We start from the raw sequence: 16,169 nt of genomic DNA, 5'->3' as shown, positions 1-16,169 counted from the left end.
GACGGATGCGCGAGGCGATGCGGGGTGAGCAGCGGGTCGACCCGGACACCCTGATCGAACGGCTGACCGCGATCCAGCGGTTCCTCGCGGCGGTGGACGGCGACGTGCCCGACGCCCAGCTCGTCGCCGCGCACACGGTGGTCGAGCGCGCCGGTGACCGGCTCGCGCTCTCCGGCCGGCACACGGTGGTAGCGCTGGCCGGTGCGACCGGCAGCGGCAAGTCGAGCCTGTTCAACTCGCTGGCGCGGCTCGACCTCTCGCCGGTGGGCGTACGCCGGCCGACGACAGGTGTCGCGCACGCCTGCGTGTGGGGCCCGCTCGACGGCGCGGTCCGGCTGCTCGACTGGGTCGGGGTGCTGCCCCGGCACCGGTTCGTCCGGGAGAGCCCGCTGGACGCCGACGACGAGTCGAACCTGCACGGCCTCGTCCTGCTCGACCTGCCCGACTTCGACTCGGTGCAGCACGGCCACCGGCTGGAGGTCGACCGCCTGCTCGGCCTGGTCGACCTCGTGGTCTGGGTGGTCGACCCGCAGAAGTACGCCGACCGCGTGATCCACACCAGCTACCTGCGCGAGTTCCACAGGCACAAGGACGTCACGGTCGTGGTGCTCAACCAGGCCGACCGGCTGCACCCGACCGAGCTGCCGAAGGTCCTCGACGACCTGCGCCGGCTGCTCGACGCCGACGGGCTGGGCGGGGTGCCGCTGCTGCCGACGGTCGCGGTGGACCCGAACGGGCTGGACGGGCTGCGGGCCGAGCTGGAGCGTACGGTCGCCGAACGGCAGGCCGCGCTGCGCCGGCTCTCCGGCGACGTGGACGCCGTGGTGGCCGATCTCGAACCGCTCGTGGGGCCGGAGCCGCCGCGCACCCGGCCCGGTGACGCGTCGGCACAGGAGCTGACCCGGGCCCTCGCCGGGGCGGCCGGGGTGCCGACGGTGGCGGCGGCGGTCGAGGGCGCGTACCGGCACCGGGCGGTCGGCAACACCGGCTGGCCGATGCTGCGGAGCTGGCGCAAGCTGCGGCCGGATCCGCTGCGCCGGTTGCACCTCTCCGGGCGGGACCCGGACGCGCCGGCGGAGAGCCTGGTCGCGGCGACCTCCGTACCCGATCCGACAGCCGCGCAGCGCTCGGCGCTGACGCTGGCGATCCGCGCGGTGGCCGACCGGTCCGGTGCCGGTCTGCCGGCGCCGTGGCCGGCCGCGGTGACCGCCGCGGCCCGGGCCCGGCAGGCCGACCTGCCGGGCGCGCTCGACCACGCGGTCGCCGCGACCGACCTGGGCATGGACCGGCGGCCCGCCTGGTGGCGGGTGGTGGGCGTGATCCAGTGGGTGGTCACCCTTGCCGCGCTGGCCGGCCTGGCCTGGCTGGTCCTGGGGTACGCGCTGCGCCTGCTCGGCCTGCCGGAGCTGGAACACCCGACGCTCGGCGTGGTGCCCTGGCCCACCGTCCTGCTGCTCGGTGGCCTGCTGGCCGGGCTGCTCGTCGCGGCGGTCACCCGGCCGGTGGTGGGGTGGGCCGCGCGGCGGGCCCGGCGGCGGGCCGAGGAGCGCCTGCTCACCTCGGTGGGCAGCGTCGGGGAGAAGTACGTGCTGGACCCGGTCTGGGCGGTGCTGGCGCGCTACGGCACGGCCCGGGAGGCGCTGCGCGAGGCGGGACCGCGCTGAACCCGGCGTGCTGACCGGTGTGGGGGCGGCCGGTGCGGCGTAGGGTCGATGCATGGCCACGCCACAGACCCCCTACGACGCGGTGCTGCACGCCGCGCGCGACGTGACGAGGCTCGACTCGGCCCTGGACGCGGAGATGCTCGGCGCCGCGTTGCTGGGCAGCGTCTACGCCGTCGCGGAGCACGACCGGGAGCAGGCCGTCCGCGAGTTCGTCACCGGCTTCCTCGCCGCCACGTCCCGGCGCCGCAGCGCCGCCGCGACCACACTGCGGGCCGTCTTCGCCGCCCTGGTGCCCGACGCCGAGGGCGCCGCCCGGGTCCGGCCCGGCGCGTACGCCCCGTCGTGGGCCGGCCAGCTCGGCCGGGTGCGCGTCACCGGCGCCTGGGCCTACGGCGACGTGTACGGCGACCAGACCTCCTACCTCGCCACGTTCGCGTACGACGACGAGGAGGAGGGCGGCCCGGAGCACGCCCTGGTGGCCCTCGTCGACCACAACATCGGCATCACCAAGGACGTCTTCGTCGGCGGCCCGGCCGGACGGATCGTCGAGCAGGCCCGGGAGATCTGCACCGAGGACGAGTTCACCTGGTTCCGCACCGAGGACCCGGCCCGGATGCACGCCGAGGTGAGCCGCCACCTGGCGGTCACCGACGACCTCGCCGAGCTGCCCGCGCAGGGCTCGCTCGCCACCGACCGGGCGCTCGTGGGCGCCCGGCTCGCCGCACTGCCCGGGCCGACCCCGCCGGCCGGTCCGGCGGTCGTGCCGCCGCCCACCGACGAGGAGCGCACCCGCCTGGTCCGCGCCTTCCTCGACTCGCCCGAGGCGACCCGGTTCGGCCTGCCCGAGGTGGCCGACGGCGAGCTGGCCTCGCTGCACTTCTGCCTCGGCCTGCTGCTCGACCACGCGGCCAGCTTCCCGGACGCCGACCCGATGCGGTGGAGCCCGATGGTCGCCGAGCTGTTCCTGCTCGACTGGGTGCACCGCCGGGCCGTGCTGGACATGGACGACGCGGCGATGCTGCCCCGGGTGCTGCGCGCCTGGGCGGCGTACGCGGCCCGGCAGCGCGGGCTGTCGCAGTCGGCGGCCGCCCGGACGGACGAGGCGATCACCGAGATGGTCCCGGAGTTCGCGCGGCTCTACAGCACCGGCGAGCGGCGCAGCCCGGCCACCGCGGCGGTGGCCCAGCTCATGGCGGACGGGGTGGACCCGGACGACCCGGAGGCGCTGAACGCCTGGATCGAGGCGAACCGCCACCGCCTCACCGACGACCCGGCCTAGGCATTCGCGCCCGCATGATCGGCACCACCTCGGCGAGGTGGCGGCATCAGTCCGACCGGAACCACACCATCACGCCGTGGTGGTGTCGATCACGCGCTGCCACGTTCCGACCAGCCCGACCCGCCACGAGTGGGCGTGCCCCCGACCCTCGTTGATCCACACCAGCTCGGCGAAGTGGCTGCATCGGGCGCGTCGGGACTGCACCACTACGCCGGAGTGGTGTCGATCATCAGGTGTGGGAAACCGACCGGCTGGCCGGGCCGGACGGATCGGCGGAACTCGACGGACCGGCGGAACCTGACGGATCGGCGGGACCGGACGGGTCCGGTGGACCGGACGGATCCGGTGGACCGGACGTACCCGATGGGCCGGAGGGCTCGGACGTCGGTTCCGACGAGGGCTCGGAGGTGGCCGTCGGCTCGGCGGTCGTGACGGACGGCTCGGGGCTCGGGCTCGGCTCGGGCGTACTCGGATCCGACGGCGACGGCGACGGCGTCGGCGAGGGCACCGGCGACGGGCGCGGCGGGCGGACCGGGGTGGGCCGGACCGGCGTGGACGGCGGCGGTGGCGCGGCGACCGGGCGGGACCGGTGCCGGGAGCCGAGGTCGCTGTCGTCCGGCAGGGCCGGCGCCGCCGGGAGCACCGGCCGGGCCGGGGGCACCGAGGTCACGTCGACGGCGGGCGTGGGCGTGGACGGCGCCGGCGCCTGGGTGCCCCGGGGCATCGGGATGACCACCGGGCCGACCGAGGGGGTCGGCAGGAACGGGGTGCTGGTGTCGGGGAGGGCGCTGTTGCCGACGCTGGCCGATCCGGTGCTGATCGCGGCGAGGATCGGCATCGACGCGGTGCCGGCGAGCAACGCCACGGTGAGCAGGTAGCCGCGGCTGGGGCCGCCTGTTCCGGGGGCGCGGTGCGCGCCCACGACCCGGCGGTACGGGGAGGCGGGCAGCGCCCGGTGCCGGCCGAGGAAGGGCGTACCGGGCGGACCCTCTGGTTCGGACACCGGCACACTCCTCACGACGGACGGGACGGGAGAGCCCGCGCGGATATTAGGACAAATGCCGCGCGGAGGCTCATCGCCAGCTTGACCCAGTGACGCTCAGTTCACCAGCCGCAACCGCGTGTCGACACACATTTTGTACGTCGGCCGCACCGCCACTGCGGACAAAAGCGCTTATCCGTCATGAACCCGATGGAACCTCACCGGCGAGGGAGGCCATACTGTGGGCCCGCTCACCTCCTCTGCAATCATTCAGACACGACGGCAACGCAGCCGCCACCTCCGCGTACCCCGCGGCTGGTGCGGAACGGCGCCGGCGCTCCCGGGCCTGGGTCTGTCACCGACCGACTCCGGCTCACGCCGCGCGGCAACCCCTACCGGGGTCAGGCGCGGTCGCCAGGGACCGACCCGGCACCAGCCGGGCGGGCGCACGAGGTGCTCGGCTCGGGTAACCCCCGGCGCCGGCGCAGACAGACAGGGAGAGACGGATGGCAAAGGGCGACCCCGGGGCCGCCACCCGCAGCAAGCGGGCCGCACCCCGCACCAGACGCGCCGCCGCGACCGGTGAACCGGAACTCGTACAGCTGCTGACCCCCGAGGGTGAGCGGATCGAGAGCGCGCTCGGCCCGGACGGGACCGAGTACCGCGTCGACTTCACCGACGAGGAGTACCGCGGGCTCTACCGCGACCTCGTGCTGGTCCGCAAGCTGGACGCCGAGGCCACCGCCCTGCAGCGCCAGGGCGAGCTGGGCCTGTGGGCCAGCCTGCTGGGCCAGGAGGCCGCGCAGGTCGGCTCCGGCCGGGCGCTGCGCACCCAGGACATGGCCTTCCCGACCTACCGCGAGCACGGCGTGCTCTACTGCCGCGGCATCGACCCGATCATGCCGCTGGGCCTGTTCCGCGGCGTCGACCAGGGCGGCTGGGACCCGAACGAGTTCAAGTTCAACATGTACACGATCGTCATCGGGGCGCAGACCCTGCACGCGACCGGATACGCCATGGGTGTCGCCATGGACGGCAAGACCGGCGGCGAGGACGGCGAGGCGGTCATCGCCTACTTCGGCGACGGCGCCACCAGCCAGGGCGACGTCAACGAGTCGTTCGTCTGGGCCAGCGTCTTCAACGCCCCGCTGGTGTTCTTCTGCCAGAACAACCAGTACGCCATCTCCGAGCCGCTGGAGCGGCAGACCCGCGTGCCGCTGTACCGGCGGGCCGGCGGGTTCGGCTTCCCCGGCGTCCGGGTGGACGGCAACGACGTGCTCGCGTCGTACGCGGTGACCCGGCACGCGCTGGACAACGCGCGCAACGGCCAGGGCCCGAGCCTGATCGAGGCGTACACCTACCGGATGGGCGCGCACACCACCTCCGACGACCCGACCCGCTACCGCATCGCCAGCGAGGTCGAGGCGTGGCAGGCCAAGGACCCGATCGCCCGGATGAAGGCGTTCCTGACCAAGCAGAAGATCGCCGACGAGTCGTTCTTCACCGAGGTCGACGAGCAGGCCCGCACCGAGTCGGTGCACCTGCGCGAGCGCGTGCTCGCCATGCCCGACCCGCAGCCGGTGACCATGTTCGACCACGTCTACCCCAACGGCTCTCCCGAGCTGGACGAGCAGCGGGCCCGGTTCACGCAGTACATGGAGTCCTTCGAGGGGAGCGCGCACTGATGGCCACGGAGACGCTCACCCTCGGCAAGGCGCTCAACACCGGCCTGCGGCGGGCCCTGGAGAACGACCCCAAGGTCGTCATCATGGGCGAGGACGTCGGCAAGCTCGGCGGCGTGTTCCGGATCACCGACGGCCTCCAGAAGGACTTCGGCGACCAGCGCGTGATCGACACTCCGCTGGCCGAGTCCGGCATCATCGGCACCGCCGTCGGCCTGGCCATCCGCGGCTTCCGGCCGGTCTGCGAGATCCAGTTCGACGGCTTCGTCTACCCCGCGTACGACCAGATCGTGTCGCAGGTGGCGAAGATGCACTACCGCTCGCAGGGCAAGGTGCGGATCCCGATGGTCATCCGCATCCCGTTCGGCGGCGGCATCGGCGCGGTCGAGCACCACTCCGAGTCGCCCGAGGCGTACTTCGCGCACACCGCCGGTCTCAAGGTGGTGAGCTGCGCGAACCCGCAGGACGCGTACGTGATGATCCAGCAGGCGATCGCGTCGGACGACCCGATCGTGTTCCTGGAGCCGAAGCGGCGCTACTGGGAGAAGGGTCCGGTGGACCTGGAGGCGCCGATCGCCGACGCGTACCCGCTGCACTCGGCCCGGGTCGCGCGGCCCGGCACCGACGCGACGGTGCTGGCGTACGGCCCGATGGTGCGTACCGCGCTCGACGCGGCCACCGCCGCCGCCGAGGACGGCCGTGAGCTGGAGGTCATCGACCTGCGCACGATCTCGCCGCTGGACCTGACCGCCGCGTACGAGTCGGTGCGGCGTACCGGCCGCTGCGTGGTCGTGCACGAGGCCCCGGGCAACCTGGGTCTCGGGTCGGAGATCGCGGCCCGGATCACCGAGGAGTGCTTCTACTCCCTGGAGTCCCCGGTGCTGCGGGTGACCGGCTTCGACACCCCCTACCCGGCCGCCCGGGTGGAGGAGGAGTACCTGCCCGACCTGGACCGGGTGCTCGACGCCGTCGACCGCACGTTCGGCTGGTGAGCGGCATGTCCCGGATCAAGGAGTTCAACCTTCCCGACCTGGGCGAGGGCCTGACCGAGGGCGAGATCCTCGCGTGGCTGGTCAAGGTCGGCGACGACATCGAGCTGAACCAGCCGATCGTCGAGGTGGAGACCGCCAAGGCGGCGGTCGAGATCCCGGCGAAGTGGGCCGGCCGGGTGCAGGCGATCTTCCACCCGGAGGGGTCGACGGTCGAGGTCGGCGTGCCGATCATCGCGATCGACACCGACCCGAACGCCGGGCCGATCGAGGAGTCGACCACCGCGACCCCGGCGTCGGAGCTGCCCACCCCGTCGGCCGCGTCGCTGGCCGCGGTCCAGGTCGCACCCGCCGAGGGCATGGTCGAGCCGGGTCTGATCGGCGGTGTCGCCCCGGGTGGGCGTACCGCGGTGCTGGTCGGCTACGGCCCGCGCAACGCCCCGGCCAAGCGCCGCCCGCGCAAGGGTGACGCGCCGGCACCGGCTCAGGCCGCCGCCCCGGTGGCACCCGCGCCTGTGGCTCCCGCCCCGGTGGCGCCCGCTCCCGCGCCGGCGGTCAACGGCAACGGCCGGGTCTCCGGCCCGGTGCTGGCCAAGCCGCCGGTCCGCAAGCTGGCGAAGGATCTCGGCATCGACCTGGCCACGCTCACCGGCTCGGGTCCGCTCGGCTCGATCACCCGTGAGGACGTACAGCGTGCGGCGACCGCGGCCCCGGCGGCGGCCGAGCCGCTGACGGTCGCGGCACCGGCCGCGTCGGCCGCGAGCTTCGGCGCGGACCGCGAGCAGCGCATCCCGGTCAAGGGGGTACGCAAGCTCACCGCGGAGAACATGGCCCGCTCGGCGTTCACCGCCCCGCACGTGACGGAGTTCCTGACCGTCGACGTGACCCGGGCGATGAAGGCGCTGGACCGGCTCCGCGACCGGCGCGAGTGGCGCGACGTGCGGGTCTCGCCGCTGCTGCTGGTCGCCAAGGCGGTGCTGCTGGCGGTCAAGCGGCACCCGATGGTCAACTCGACCTGGGCCGGTGACGAGATCGTGGTGAAGGAGTACGTCAACCTCGGCATCGCGGCGGCCACCGAGCGTGGCCTGATCGTGCCGAACATCAAGGACGCCGGGCGGCTCTCGCTGCGCGAGCTGGCGGACGCGATGACGGATCTGGTGCAGACCGCGAAGTCGGGGAAGACGTCCCCGGCGGACATGTCCGGCGGCACGCTCACCATCACCAACGTCGGCGTCTTCGGCGTGGACACCGGTACGCCGATCCTGCCCCCGGGCGAGTCGGCGATCCTCGCCTTCGGCGCGGTACGGGAGCAGCCGTGGGTGCACAAGGGCAAGGTGAAGCCGCGCCTGGTGACCACGCTGGGCCTGTCCTTCGACCACCGGATCATCGACGGTGAGCTGGGCTCGAAGTTCCTCCGCGACATCGGCGACTTCCTGGCCGACCCGGAGGCGGCGCTGCTCGCCTGGACCTGACGCACCACGCTCCGGTCACGGCCGGTGTGCCAAGGGTGAACGCCCGGCACACCGGCCGTGACTTTTTGGGAACCGATTCGTCGGATCTGAGGGTGTGAACACCTACGATCCGTAGGTGCGTGGTTCAGCTCACCTAATAATCGATGGCGGCGGGCGGTCCGGTGCGCTTAAATAGAGACATCAAGGGGCTGACAACCGAATAGCCAGGAGGAGAGACCCAAGATGAGCATGATCGAGCGAATCCGCACCCGCCGCGACGCCAACCGCCGCGCCCGCGCCATCGAGCACGCGCTGCGCTCCGCCAACTCGCCCGCGGTCCGCGAGGAGCTTCTCGCCATCGCCCAGCGTCACATGAGCTGACGCCACAGACCTTTCTCACCTCCTCCAGTCCGAAGACCCGCCCGGCACCGGGCGGGTCTTCGGCGTATCGGCACCGGGATTCCACCTCGCTCCACCGCCCGGTACGGTTGGCACGGTCGCCAACCGGTTGGTGCCGGGCCGACGCGGGCAAGTGAAACCCATCGACGTCGTCCGGTGACCGACGGTGACCGCTGATGCTCCCCCGGGCGGCTCCGGGCGACCACCGGATACGGTGCGGGGAGCCCGCACGGCCGGTACCCGCCGGCGACGCCGGTAGCCATGCCGACGGTTCCCCGACCGGCATCGGCGGCCGACCTGTGATGGAGGAGGCGCACCCATGACGTCCGAGGCTCCGCACCGCCCCGGCCAGGAGCCGGGCGAGGTGTCGCCGGGCACCGGCGGACCGGTGCCGTACGGCGATCAGCCGGCGCAGCAGGACAACGGGTACAACGGCGCGCCCGACCTCGGCTGGGCACCGCCCCCGCCGGCCGGTCGGCCCGCGCAGCCGGCCCCGGCCTGGGCCGCGAACGACGACCAGCCGCCCGCGTGGGCCTCGCCCGCGGGCCAGCCGGTGACCGGGCGGGCGACCGCCCAGGTCCCGCAGCCCGCCTGGGGCGGCACCGACCAGGGCAGTCCCGCCTGGGCCGGTTCCGGTGGCCCCGCCTGGGGCAACCAGGAGCAGTCCGGCCCGGACCGCGGCGCCGAGCAGGCTCCGCCCGCCTGGGCCGCCACGCCGCCGGGCAGCCCGGCCGAGCCGTCGCAGGCCCCCTGGGCCGCCGAGCAGAACCGTCCCGGATGGAACTCCGGCGAACAGCAGCAGGGCTGGTCTCCGTCCGGTGACCCGGCCGCCCGCGGCACCGGTTACGTGCCCGCCCCGGCCACCGTGCCGAACGAGACCTGGGTCACGCCCGCCCCCGCGGACGACCCGCACCGCTCCGGCGGCTTCGCGTCCACCGGCGGGCAGCACGAGGACGCCTCCGGTCGCGCCGGTGGCTGGGCCGCCGCCCCGCCGCCGGACGACCCGAACCGCTCCGGTGGCTGGACCCCGCGCGACGAGCAGCCCGCCGCGTCCGACGACCCGAACCGCTCGGGCGGCTGGACCCCGCGCGAGAGCCAGCCGGCCTGGTCGCCGGGTCAGCAGACCGGCGCCACCTGGCCGCCGGCCGACCCGCCCGCCCGTGCCGCCGCCGCGGTCTCGGTGCCCGGCACCGCCCGGCCGGACAACGCCTGGTCCACTCCGGAGCAGTCCGATCAGGACAACCGCTCCGCCGAGGACAGCGGTGGCTGGCGGGCGACCGGCGGGCCGCAGCACGACGAGGGACAGCGTTCCGGCGGCTGGCCCGCACCGCAGGCCGAGAACCGGTCCGGCGGCTGGGACGAGCCGGCCCGCACCGAGGACCCGGACCGCTCCGGCGGCTGGGCCGCCGGGCGCGCCGCGAACCCCGCCGAGCCGGCACAGCCGGGCGGCTGGGAGCCGAACCGGCAGTCCGGCGGCTGGGGCGACGGCGCCGCCGTACCGCAGCAGCGTGACTCCGGCGAGCAGGCCGGCGCCTGGAGCGGCGCGGCCTCCGTACCGCAGCAGCACGAGCCCGGGCGGCCGTCGGACGAGCCGGCGCAGCCCGCCTGGGGCGCCGCCGCGCCGGCCGAGGCCCGCGCGAGCGTGTCCGTGCCGTCGCCCGACGCACCCGCCGGCTGGGGCGGCAACCAGGACGAGCGTGCCCCCGAGCCGTGGTCGCCGGCCGAGGCGTGGGGCCGGTCCGAGGACTCCGCCCCGGCCTACCAGCCCGCCCCCGCGCCGGGCATCTCTCCCGGCAACGCCGTGCCGCTTCCGGCGCAGCAGCAGCGGGTGCCGGGCGCCGCGCTCGCCGCGTCGCCGCCCACCGACCACCCGGGCACCGAACCCCAGGGGTACGAGCCGGAGCGCGGCGACGGCGCCTGGGGCGCGTCCCGTGCCGAGGAGCCGCAGTCGCCCGCCGTTCCCGGACCGCGTACCTCCCCGGAGGGCGGCCCGGTCTCGGCGAGCGCGTCGGTCCCGGTGGCCAGCCGGGTCACCCCGCCGTCCGACCAGCCGCTGCCGACCAGCGGCCCCACGCCGCAGCCCCGGGTGTACGGCCGGCCCGCCCGTCCGGAGCCCGAGGACGCCCCCGAGCAGGACGAGCCCGGGTTCCCCGGCCAGGACGGGGCGCCCGGCAACGGCTTCCCCGGTCCGCAGTCGCGCTCCGAGGACGCCGACGGCCCGCACGGGTACGCCGGCGCGTCCTCCTCGCCCGCCGCGCCGCCGTCGTTCCCGGTCGGTGTGCCGTCCTTCGTGGACCCGCCCGGCAACACCCGTCCCGCCAACGGCGTGCACCCGGGCGGCGAGCAGCCCGACGCCGGCCGTGACCCGTTCGGCGGCCAGCAGAGCCCGTACGGCGCTCCCGGCGGCCAGGATCCGTTCGGCGGCCCGGGTGGCCGGCCGGACCCGTTCGGCGCGCCGGGCGGCCAGCCCGAGCCGTTCGGCGGCCCCGGCGGCCAGCAGGACGCGTTCGGCGGCCCGGGCGGGCAGCAGGCGCAGTTCGGCAGCCCGGCCGGCCGGCCGGAGCCGTTCGGCGAGCCGGACCGGTTCGGCCCGTCGGCCGGTGGACGTGCCTCGGTCGCGGTGCCCGGCCAGGGCCCGGCGGGTGGCGCGAACGCCTTCCCGCCGCCGCCCCAGCAGGCGCCGCCGGCCTGGTCGCAGGACGGGCCCGGCGCCGAGCCGGAGCAGGGCCGCTTCGACGCGTTCAAGCCGGATGCCACCGAGTCGCAGACCGAGGCGCCCCCGCCGAAGGTGCGCAACGGCCGGGTGCTCGCCGCCGTGCTGGTGGCGGCGGTTCTCATCCTCGCCGTGCCGCTCGGTCTGCTGACGCTGCTCGGCAAGGTCGGCGACGACAAGCCGGCCGGTTTCGACCCGGCGGTCGGCTCCTGCGTGAAGCAGTCCGGCACGAGCGCGGTGGCCGCCGACTGCGGTGAGCCGGGCGCGTTCAGCGTGGTGTCGAAGGTGGACAACAAGGACAAGTGCGCCGATCTGTCGCAGCCCTCGGTGTCGGTCGAGGGCGGCGGGACCACCCGGGTGCTCTGCCTGAAGCCCGCCGGCCAGTAACCGCACGGACGCGGAGCGCCCATCCCTCACGGGGTGGGCGCTCCGCGCCGTTCCGGTGTGCGTCTGTTCACCCCGGGATCGCCGGGAGCGCGCCCGGCCGGTGCGGCACGATGGGGGCATGAGCGCACGCGTACGGGCACCGGAACTGCGGGGTCGGGCCTGGCTGAACACCGGCGGCAAGGCCGTCACACTGGCCGACCTGCGGGGCAAGATCGTTCTGCTCGACTTCTGGAAGTCCTAGAAGGCTCTTGCAACTACTCGCCAAGGACCCTAACGTCCTCGGCATGTCCCACCACGAACACCTCGCCGACCTGTACCTACGTCTATCCCTCGACCGCGACGGAAAGACCGCCATCGAACGTCAGGAGGCCGACTGTCGAGCCTGGTGCGCCCGCAACGGGCTGGAGGTCCGCACGGTTCATATCGACCGGGGCCGGTCCGGTTACAAGTCGGTAGACCGCGCCGGGTTTGACGCCGCCGTGTCCGCCCTCACGACCGGCACCGTCGGGACCCTGGTCGTCTGGAAGGTCGACCGCCTGTCCCGGCGCGGCATGGGCCAGGTCGGACAAGTCCTGGACCAGGTCGAGAAAGTCGGCGGGCGAATCGTCTTCGTACAGGACGGCCTCGACACGTCGCACCAGCAATCCCGCCTGGTCCTGGCCCTCCTGTCCGAGGTCGCCCGCAGCGAATCCGCGAACATCGGCCTTCGCGTCGCCTCGGCGAAGGCCCACCTACGCAACCTCGGCCGATGGATCGGCGGACAGCCGCCGTACGGCCTCGCCGTCACCGACGACGGACGCCTAGACCACGACCCGCGTACCGCGCCGATTGCCCGGGAGATCGCCGACCGCGCCCTGGCCGGCGAGCCGCTCGTTCACATCGCCCGCGACCTGAACGCCCGGGAGATCCCTGCTGCGCGCGGCGGGAGGTGGGGCGTCGGGTCCCTGTCGATTCTGCTCAAGTCCCCCGCGTTCGCCGGGCTACTGCCTGAGACCGTCAAGCGAGACGGTAAGTACACGGGGAAGGTCGTCCCTTGGCGGGACCCCGAGACGGGCGAGACTGTCGAGATTGGCCGGGGGATCATCACGCCCGCCGAGCAACTACAGGTTGTCCGCCTCCTGGAAGCCCGCACCGTCGCCGACCCGACGGGCCGCGCCCGGGGCGTCCGCGCCCAAACGTCGCACCTCCTGACCGGCTTTCTCCGCTGCGGAGGCTGCGGGCGTCGCATGTCTGCCGCCGGTCAGTCCTACGTCTGCCAGGCCCGCCGCCTCGGCCACCCGTGCCCGGCGCACACGACCGCGATGATCCCCGCCGTAGACCGCGCCGTGGTCGATGCCTTCATTAACCGCCTGGCCGCGACCGAACCCGGCGACCCGTTACTAGACACCGTCGCCGAACGCTGGGTAGCCCAGCACGACCCGGACGTGATCCGGGAGCGGGCGACCATCACGGCCGCGCTGGACGACGCTAACGCCGCCCTGGTCGACCTGGAAGACGCCCGGTACCTGCGCGGGGAGTTCGTCGGCACCGAGGCCGTCCAGCGCTGGACTCGCCTACACGAACGCCTGACCGCCCGCGTCGCCGGACTGCGGCGCAACTTGGCTGACTTCCCGTTGCCCGAGGCCGATATCAGTCCGCTCCTCGACCCGGTACAGGCCCGGGAGGCGTGGGACGCCGCGACCGTGGCCGACCGGCGCGACCTCCTCGCCCTGGCCCTGAACGCCGTAACCGTCGCCCCCGCGAACGGACGCCGGGGCGTGCGGTTCGACCCTCACGCCCGCCTCCGCTTTACATGGGCCCACGAGTCCGACCCCGCGCCGGCCGACGTCGACGCCTGAGGCCTCACCCACAACCAAATACGGCAGGCCCCGGGCCAGCGATTGCAGCGCCGCCCGAGGCCCTAACGGAAGAGGAGACCTTCCGCTGTGAGTCACCCTACCTACCCGCGCCCTGGGCGCCTGGTCGCCGCCTACGCCGGCCCCGCCCGGGGCTCGCCCGCGTACCTGTCCGCGCTCGCCGCCCTCGCCACCCTCGGCGGTGTCGCCGACCGGCGGAACGGGGGCGAGGCCCCATGATCGCCGCACAGTACGCCGACCTTATCCGCGCCACCCTCGCCCGCCTGACCCTCCTGGACGGCGACCGGGCCGCCGACGTCCGGGCGGAACTGTGCCTCGGGGCGTGCCTCGCCGAGGCCGTCAGCCGGGGCCTGGTCCGGGGCGTGACCCACGCCGGACGGGCCGCCCTGGTCTTCACGGTCGCCGCCGAGATTGGCCGTGCGCCGATGACCGCCCGGCGTTATTTGTCGGCCGCCCGCGCCAGAATGGCCGCGACCGGCCCTGCCGTGGCCGCCGCCTAACGTCCCGTCCAGCGGGGCCGGTAGCCCCGGCCGCCGGCCCCGCCCCGCCAACCCGAGGAGTCCCCGATGCCCTGGCGAGACCAACCCGCCGACCTTGTCTACGCCCCGCCCGCCTACCCCTCGCACGACTACCGGGGCGAGGGCGAAATCATCACGATCCGCTGCGTCGGCCAGGTCGTCGGCCACATGACCCGGAAGGACGGCGACTGGACGGCGATCGGCTGGCTTCCCCAGCCGGGGCTCAGCGAAGAGGCCGAGATCGTGCGCGAGATCGTGGAGGACATCCTCCGCCGGTTCGCTCGCGACGGCCGCCCGATGGTCGACGCCCTGGCCGAGGTTCTCAACAAGACCCAGCACGACCGGCCCGTAACCGGCCCGCTGGACGGCTTCCGGCACCCGCTTGCCGACGATTAGCCCCGTGGGGCACGAACCGAGTCAGGAGGACATCAATTCAGCGAGACGCTCTCGAAGCCACTCAACCGACGCGCACTTCTCGATACTGGCGAAGACCTCTTCTGGGTAGTTGCACCGTCGCAAGAGGCAGAACACAAAGAGCCAGTAGGCGCTATCGGCGAGGTAGTACCTGGAAGCGCCGGTTGCCCCGAGAGCGCTGCTCAGGTGGTGGGCGTGGTCGTCGCGCTCGTCGCGGACGAGATCGCGCCACGCGCTCACGTCCCCTACCAATCGCTCGAAGGGCGGCCCGGCCCAGGCGCTCAGTTCGTCGAGCCTGCGCCCGAACTTGGTGTTCTTCGTGCCCTTTACTAGGCGGTGCAAGCCCTCCAGAGCGGCGCACCTGTTGAAGAAGCGGTCGTCCGCGTACATTCTTTTTGGATAGCGCGTGCCCATCACGCGATTCAACAACGGCCGGAGGTCTGCGGTTTGGTTGAGCCATTCGACGACCCCGGCCAGACCACCGATCGCATCAAAGCTGAATGGCATGCGGTGAGGGTTTAGATCCTTCGTGGAGAAGGACCGTGCGCGCCATTCGACGTAGAAGTCCACGTACTGGCGGTAGGTAGTGCCGCTCGGGAGCGAGTCCTCGAAGTCCGGGTGTGAGAGCTGGAACTCGTCGAACTCCGCTACCTCGTCGGTCGCGATGCTAACGAGGTCTTGGACGGCGGTAGCGTAGGCCCCCACTTCCTCCAGTGAGCGGGGTGACCCAAAGTCGAAGGCGACCCTGGCCCCCTGAGTAAGGGACCGCGCCTTCTTCTTTCCCGTGTAGCCAATGCCGTGCGCTATGGTCACCTCGACGCCGTCCGCGAGTTGCGCTTTCAGCGGTTCGAGCTTCGTTACTGAAATCGTCGACTTTGGTAGCGATGTCGACTCATCTTGGCCGTGCTCTTCCTGAAGTCCGCTCCACCCGATCCACTCGAAGAGATAGCGGAGGTCGACGCTCAACCGGTCGAAGACGGTTTCCTCGTCTTTGGCGTACAAGGCGCCGTGGAAGATCTTCCCTACGCGGAACTCCTCTAGTCCGAGTCCACTCCCCATTTGGTGGTAGGTCTGAAAGCAGTTATCGAGCGTCAGGTACTTACTTCCAGACTGGCCAACTATCCGCCCAGAAGTACGAGATTCCGCGCGAGACGACCAAGGCTCTGATAGCTCCCCAATTAGCGAGAGCTTGCCGCCCTCCCCAGGGTGAAACTCCAGGACACCGCCGACTTTCCGGTCCGGCGTCTCAGGGAGCCAAAAATTCCCCCTGGCCGTCAGCTCGCGCATATGTCACACCCTCCTACCGTGTCGACGGTCGGCACGACGCTCTGGCTCGAATTGCACCCACCGTACGTGGAGGAAGCGACGGCGGTCGACCCGATTCTGCCCGTCGCACGGCGCGATTCCGTTGAGCGGGCAGAAAACCAGGGTTAGGCAGGCAAGCGCCTAGGTGGCGATGTTTGCCGCCGTCCTGTCCCTGGCTTGTGGTCGTCCACTTGCCGACGCGTAGGCCCTCGCCGCGTGGGCAAATGGCTGCCTGGACCACGCCGAGGAGGGCGGGGCGCCCCGAGGCCACGCCGAGGACGACGCCGAGTACGAGGCCGAGGAGGGGGCACTTTCGCTCCCGTGACGCTTCAACCTCCCTCCTGATTGTTTGCATGGGAGAGGGAGCAAGCCGCAGAGAGCGAGAGATATAGGGAGAGGTTGGAGCGTCACCGCTCCCCAAAGTGCCCCCTGGCCGCCGCCGAGGCCGCCCGCCGGCCCGCCTCCGCGCGCCCTCCTAGATGTTGCCCGGCTCACGATCACCTCTGCGCCCTGGTGTCCGATCCGTCAAA

General features: G+C 73.1%; 15 protein-coding genes. 13 read left to right on the top strand and 2 right to left on the bottom strand.

The window, feature by feature from the left end; translation table 11 throughout:
- Positions 1-5: 5 nt before the first annotated feature.
- Together M8C11_RS18900 and M8C11_RS18895 are read left to right on the top strand one after the other, a co-directional pair.
- Positions 6-1,664: a GTPase gene (locus tag M8C11_RS18900; protein ID WP_120572385.1), complete on the top strand. Its 1,659-nt coding sequence runs from the start codon at positions 6-8 to the stop codon at positions 1,662-1,664.
- A 52-nt stretch (positions 1,665-1,716) separates the two neighbouring features.
- Positions 1,717-2,943 (top strand): hypothetical protein, encoded by a 1,227-nt coding sequence (locus M8C11_RS18895; protein ID WP_120572386.1) that lies wholly within the window; start codon positions 1,717-1,719, stop codon positions 2,941-2,943.
- 69 nt (positions 2,944-3,012) lie between these two features.
- Here M8C11_RS18895 and M8C11_RS30275 read toward each other — a convergent pair whose 3' ends face one another.
- Positions 3,013-3,147: a hypothetical protein gene (locus tag M8C11_RS30275; protein WP_256487032.1), complete on the bottom strand. Its 135-nt coding sequence runs from the start codon at positions 3,145-3,147 to the stop codon at positions 3,013-3,015.
- Positions 3,148-3,371: 224 nt separating this feature from the next.
- Here M8C11_RS30275 and M8C11_RS18890 point away from each other — a divergent pair, with 224 nt between their 5' ends.
- From M8C11_RS18890 to M8C11_RS18845, 11 genes are all read left to right on the top strand, one after another.
- Entirely contained in the window at positions 3,372-3,821 is a 450-nt protein-coding gene (locus M8C11_RS18890) for a hypothetical protein (RefSeq protein ID WP_252451538.1), read from the top strand.
- Positions 3,822-4,431: 610 nt separating this feature from the next.
- Entirely contained in the window at positions 4,432-5,610 is a 1,179-nt protein-coding gene (gene pdhA / locus M8C11_RS18885; protein WP_013283359.1) for a pyruvate dehydrogenase (acetyl-transferring) E1 component subunit alpha, read from the top strand.
- Positions 5,610-6,599, top strand: coding sequence for an alpha-ketoacid dehydrogenase subunit beta (locus M8C11_RS18880; RefSeq protein ID WP_128138856.1), 990 nt, complete (start codon positions 5,610-5,612; stop codon positions 6,597-6,599). Before pdhA ends, M8C11_RS18880 begins: the two co-directional genes overlap by 1 nt.
- Before the next feature lie 5 nt (positions 6,600-6,604).
- Entirely contained in the window at positions 6,605-8,068 is a 1,464-nt protein-coding gene (locus tag M8C11_RS18875) for a dihydrolipoamide acetyltransferase family protein (RefSeq protein ID WP_252451619.1), read from the top strand.
- Between the two features lie 222 nt (positions 8,069-8,290).
- On the top strand, positions 8,291-8,428 hold the full coding sequence (locus tag M8C11_RS18870) for a hypothetical protein (protein ID WP_013283356.1): 138 nt from the start codon (positions 8,291-8,293) through the stop codon (positions 8,426-8,428).
- A gap of 337 nt (positions 8,429-8,765) precedes the next feature.
- Positions 8,766-11,546 (top strand): hypothetical protein, encoded by a 2,781-nt coding sequence (locus M8C11_RS18865; protein WP_252451535.1) that lies wholly within the window; start codon positions 8,766-8,768, stop codon positions 11,544-11,546.
- Between the two features lie 118 nt (positions 11,547-11,664).
- Positions 11,665-11,787 carry a hypothetical protein gene (locus tag M8C11_RS30270; protein ID WP_256487029.1) on the top strand — a complete coding sequence of 41 codons (123 nt, stop codon included), beginning with the start codon at positions 11,665-11,667 and terminating at the stop codon, positions 11,785-11,787.
- 43 nt (positions 11,788-11,830) lie between these two features.
- A complete protein-coding gene (locus M8C11_RS18860) occupies positions 11,831-13,384 on the top strand; it encodes a recombinase family protein (RefSeq protein WP_252451532.1) in 1,554 nt (517 codons plus the stop codon).
- 87 nt (positions 13,385-13,471) lie between these two features.
- Positions 13,472-13,621 (top strand): hypothetical protein, encoded by a 150-nt coding sequence (locus M8C11_RS18855; protein WP_252451530.1) that lies wholly within the window; start codon positions 13,472-13,474, stop codon positions 13,619-13,621.
- The gene (locus M8C11_RS18850) at positions 13,618-13,902 is read left to right on the top strand and encodes a hypothetical protein (protein ID WP_252451528.1); all 285 of its coding nucleotides are present in this window, start codon (positions 13,618-13,620) and stop codon (positions 13,900-13,902) included. Before M8C11_RS18855 ends, M8C11_RS18850 begins: the two co-directional genes overlap by 4 nt.
- A 66-nt stretch (positions 13,903-13,968) precedes the next feature.
- Positions 13,969-14,316, top strand: a complete 348-nt coding sequence (locus M8C11_RS18845; protein ID WP_252451526.1) for a hypothetical protein — start codon at positions 13,969-13,971, stop codon at positions 14,314-14,316.
- Between the two features lie 21 nt (positions 14,317-14,337).
- Here the strand turns inward: M8C11_RS18845 and M8C11_RS18840 are convergent, their stop codons facing one another.
- Positions 14,338-15,621, bottom strand: coding sequence for a hypothetical protein (locus M8C11_RS18840; protein WP_252451524.1), 1,284 nt, complete (start codon positions 15,619-15,621; stop codon positions 14,338-14,340).
- Positions 15,622-16,169 lie beyond the last annotated feature (548 nt).

This window comes from Micromonospora sp. CPM1 (genome assembly GCF_023896895.1).
GTDB classification, from domain to species: Bacteria; Actinomycetota; Actinomycetes; order Mycobacteriales; family Micromonosporaceae; genus Micromonospora; species Micromonospora tulbaghiae.
This window is presented reverse-complemented; position numbering and strand designations above follow the sequence as displayed.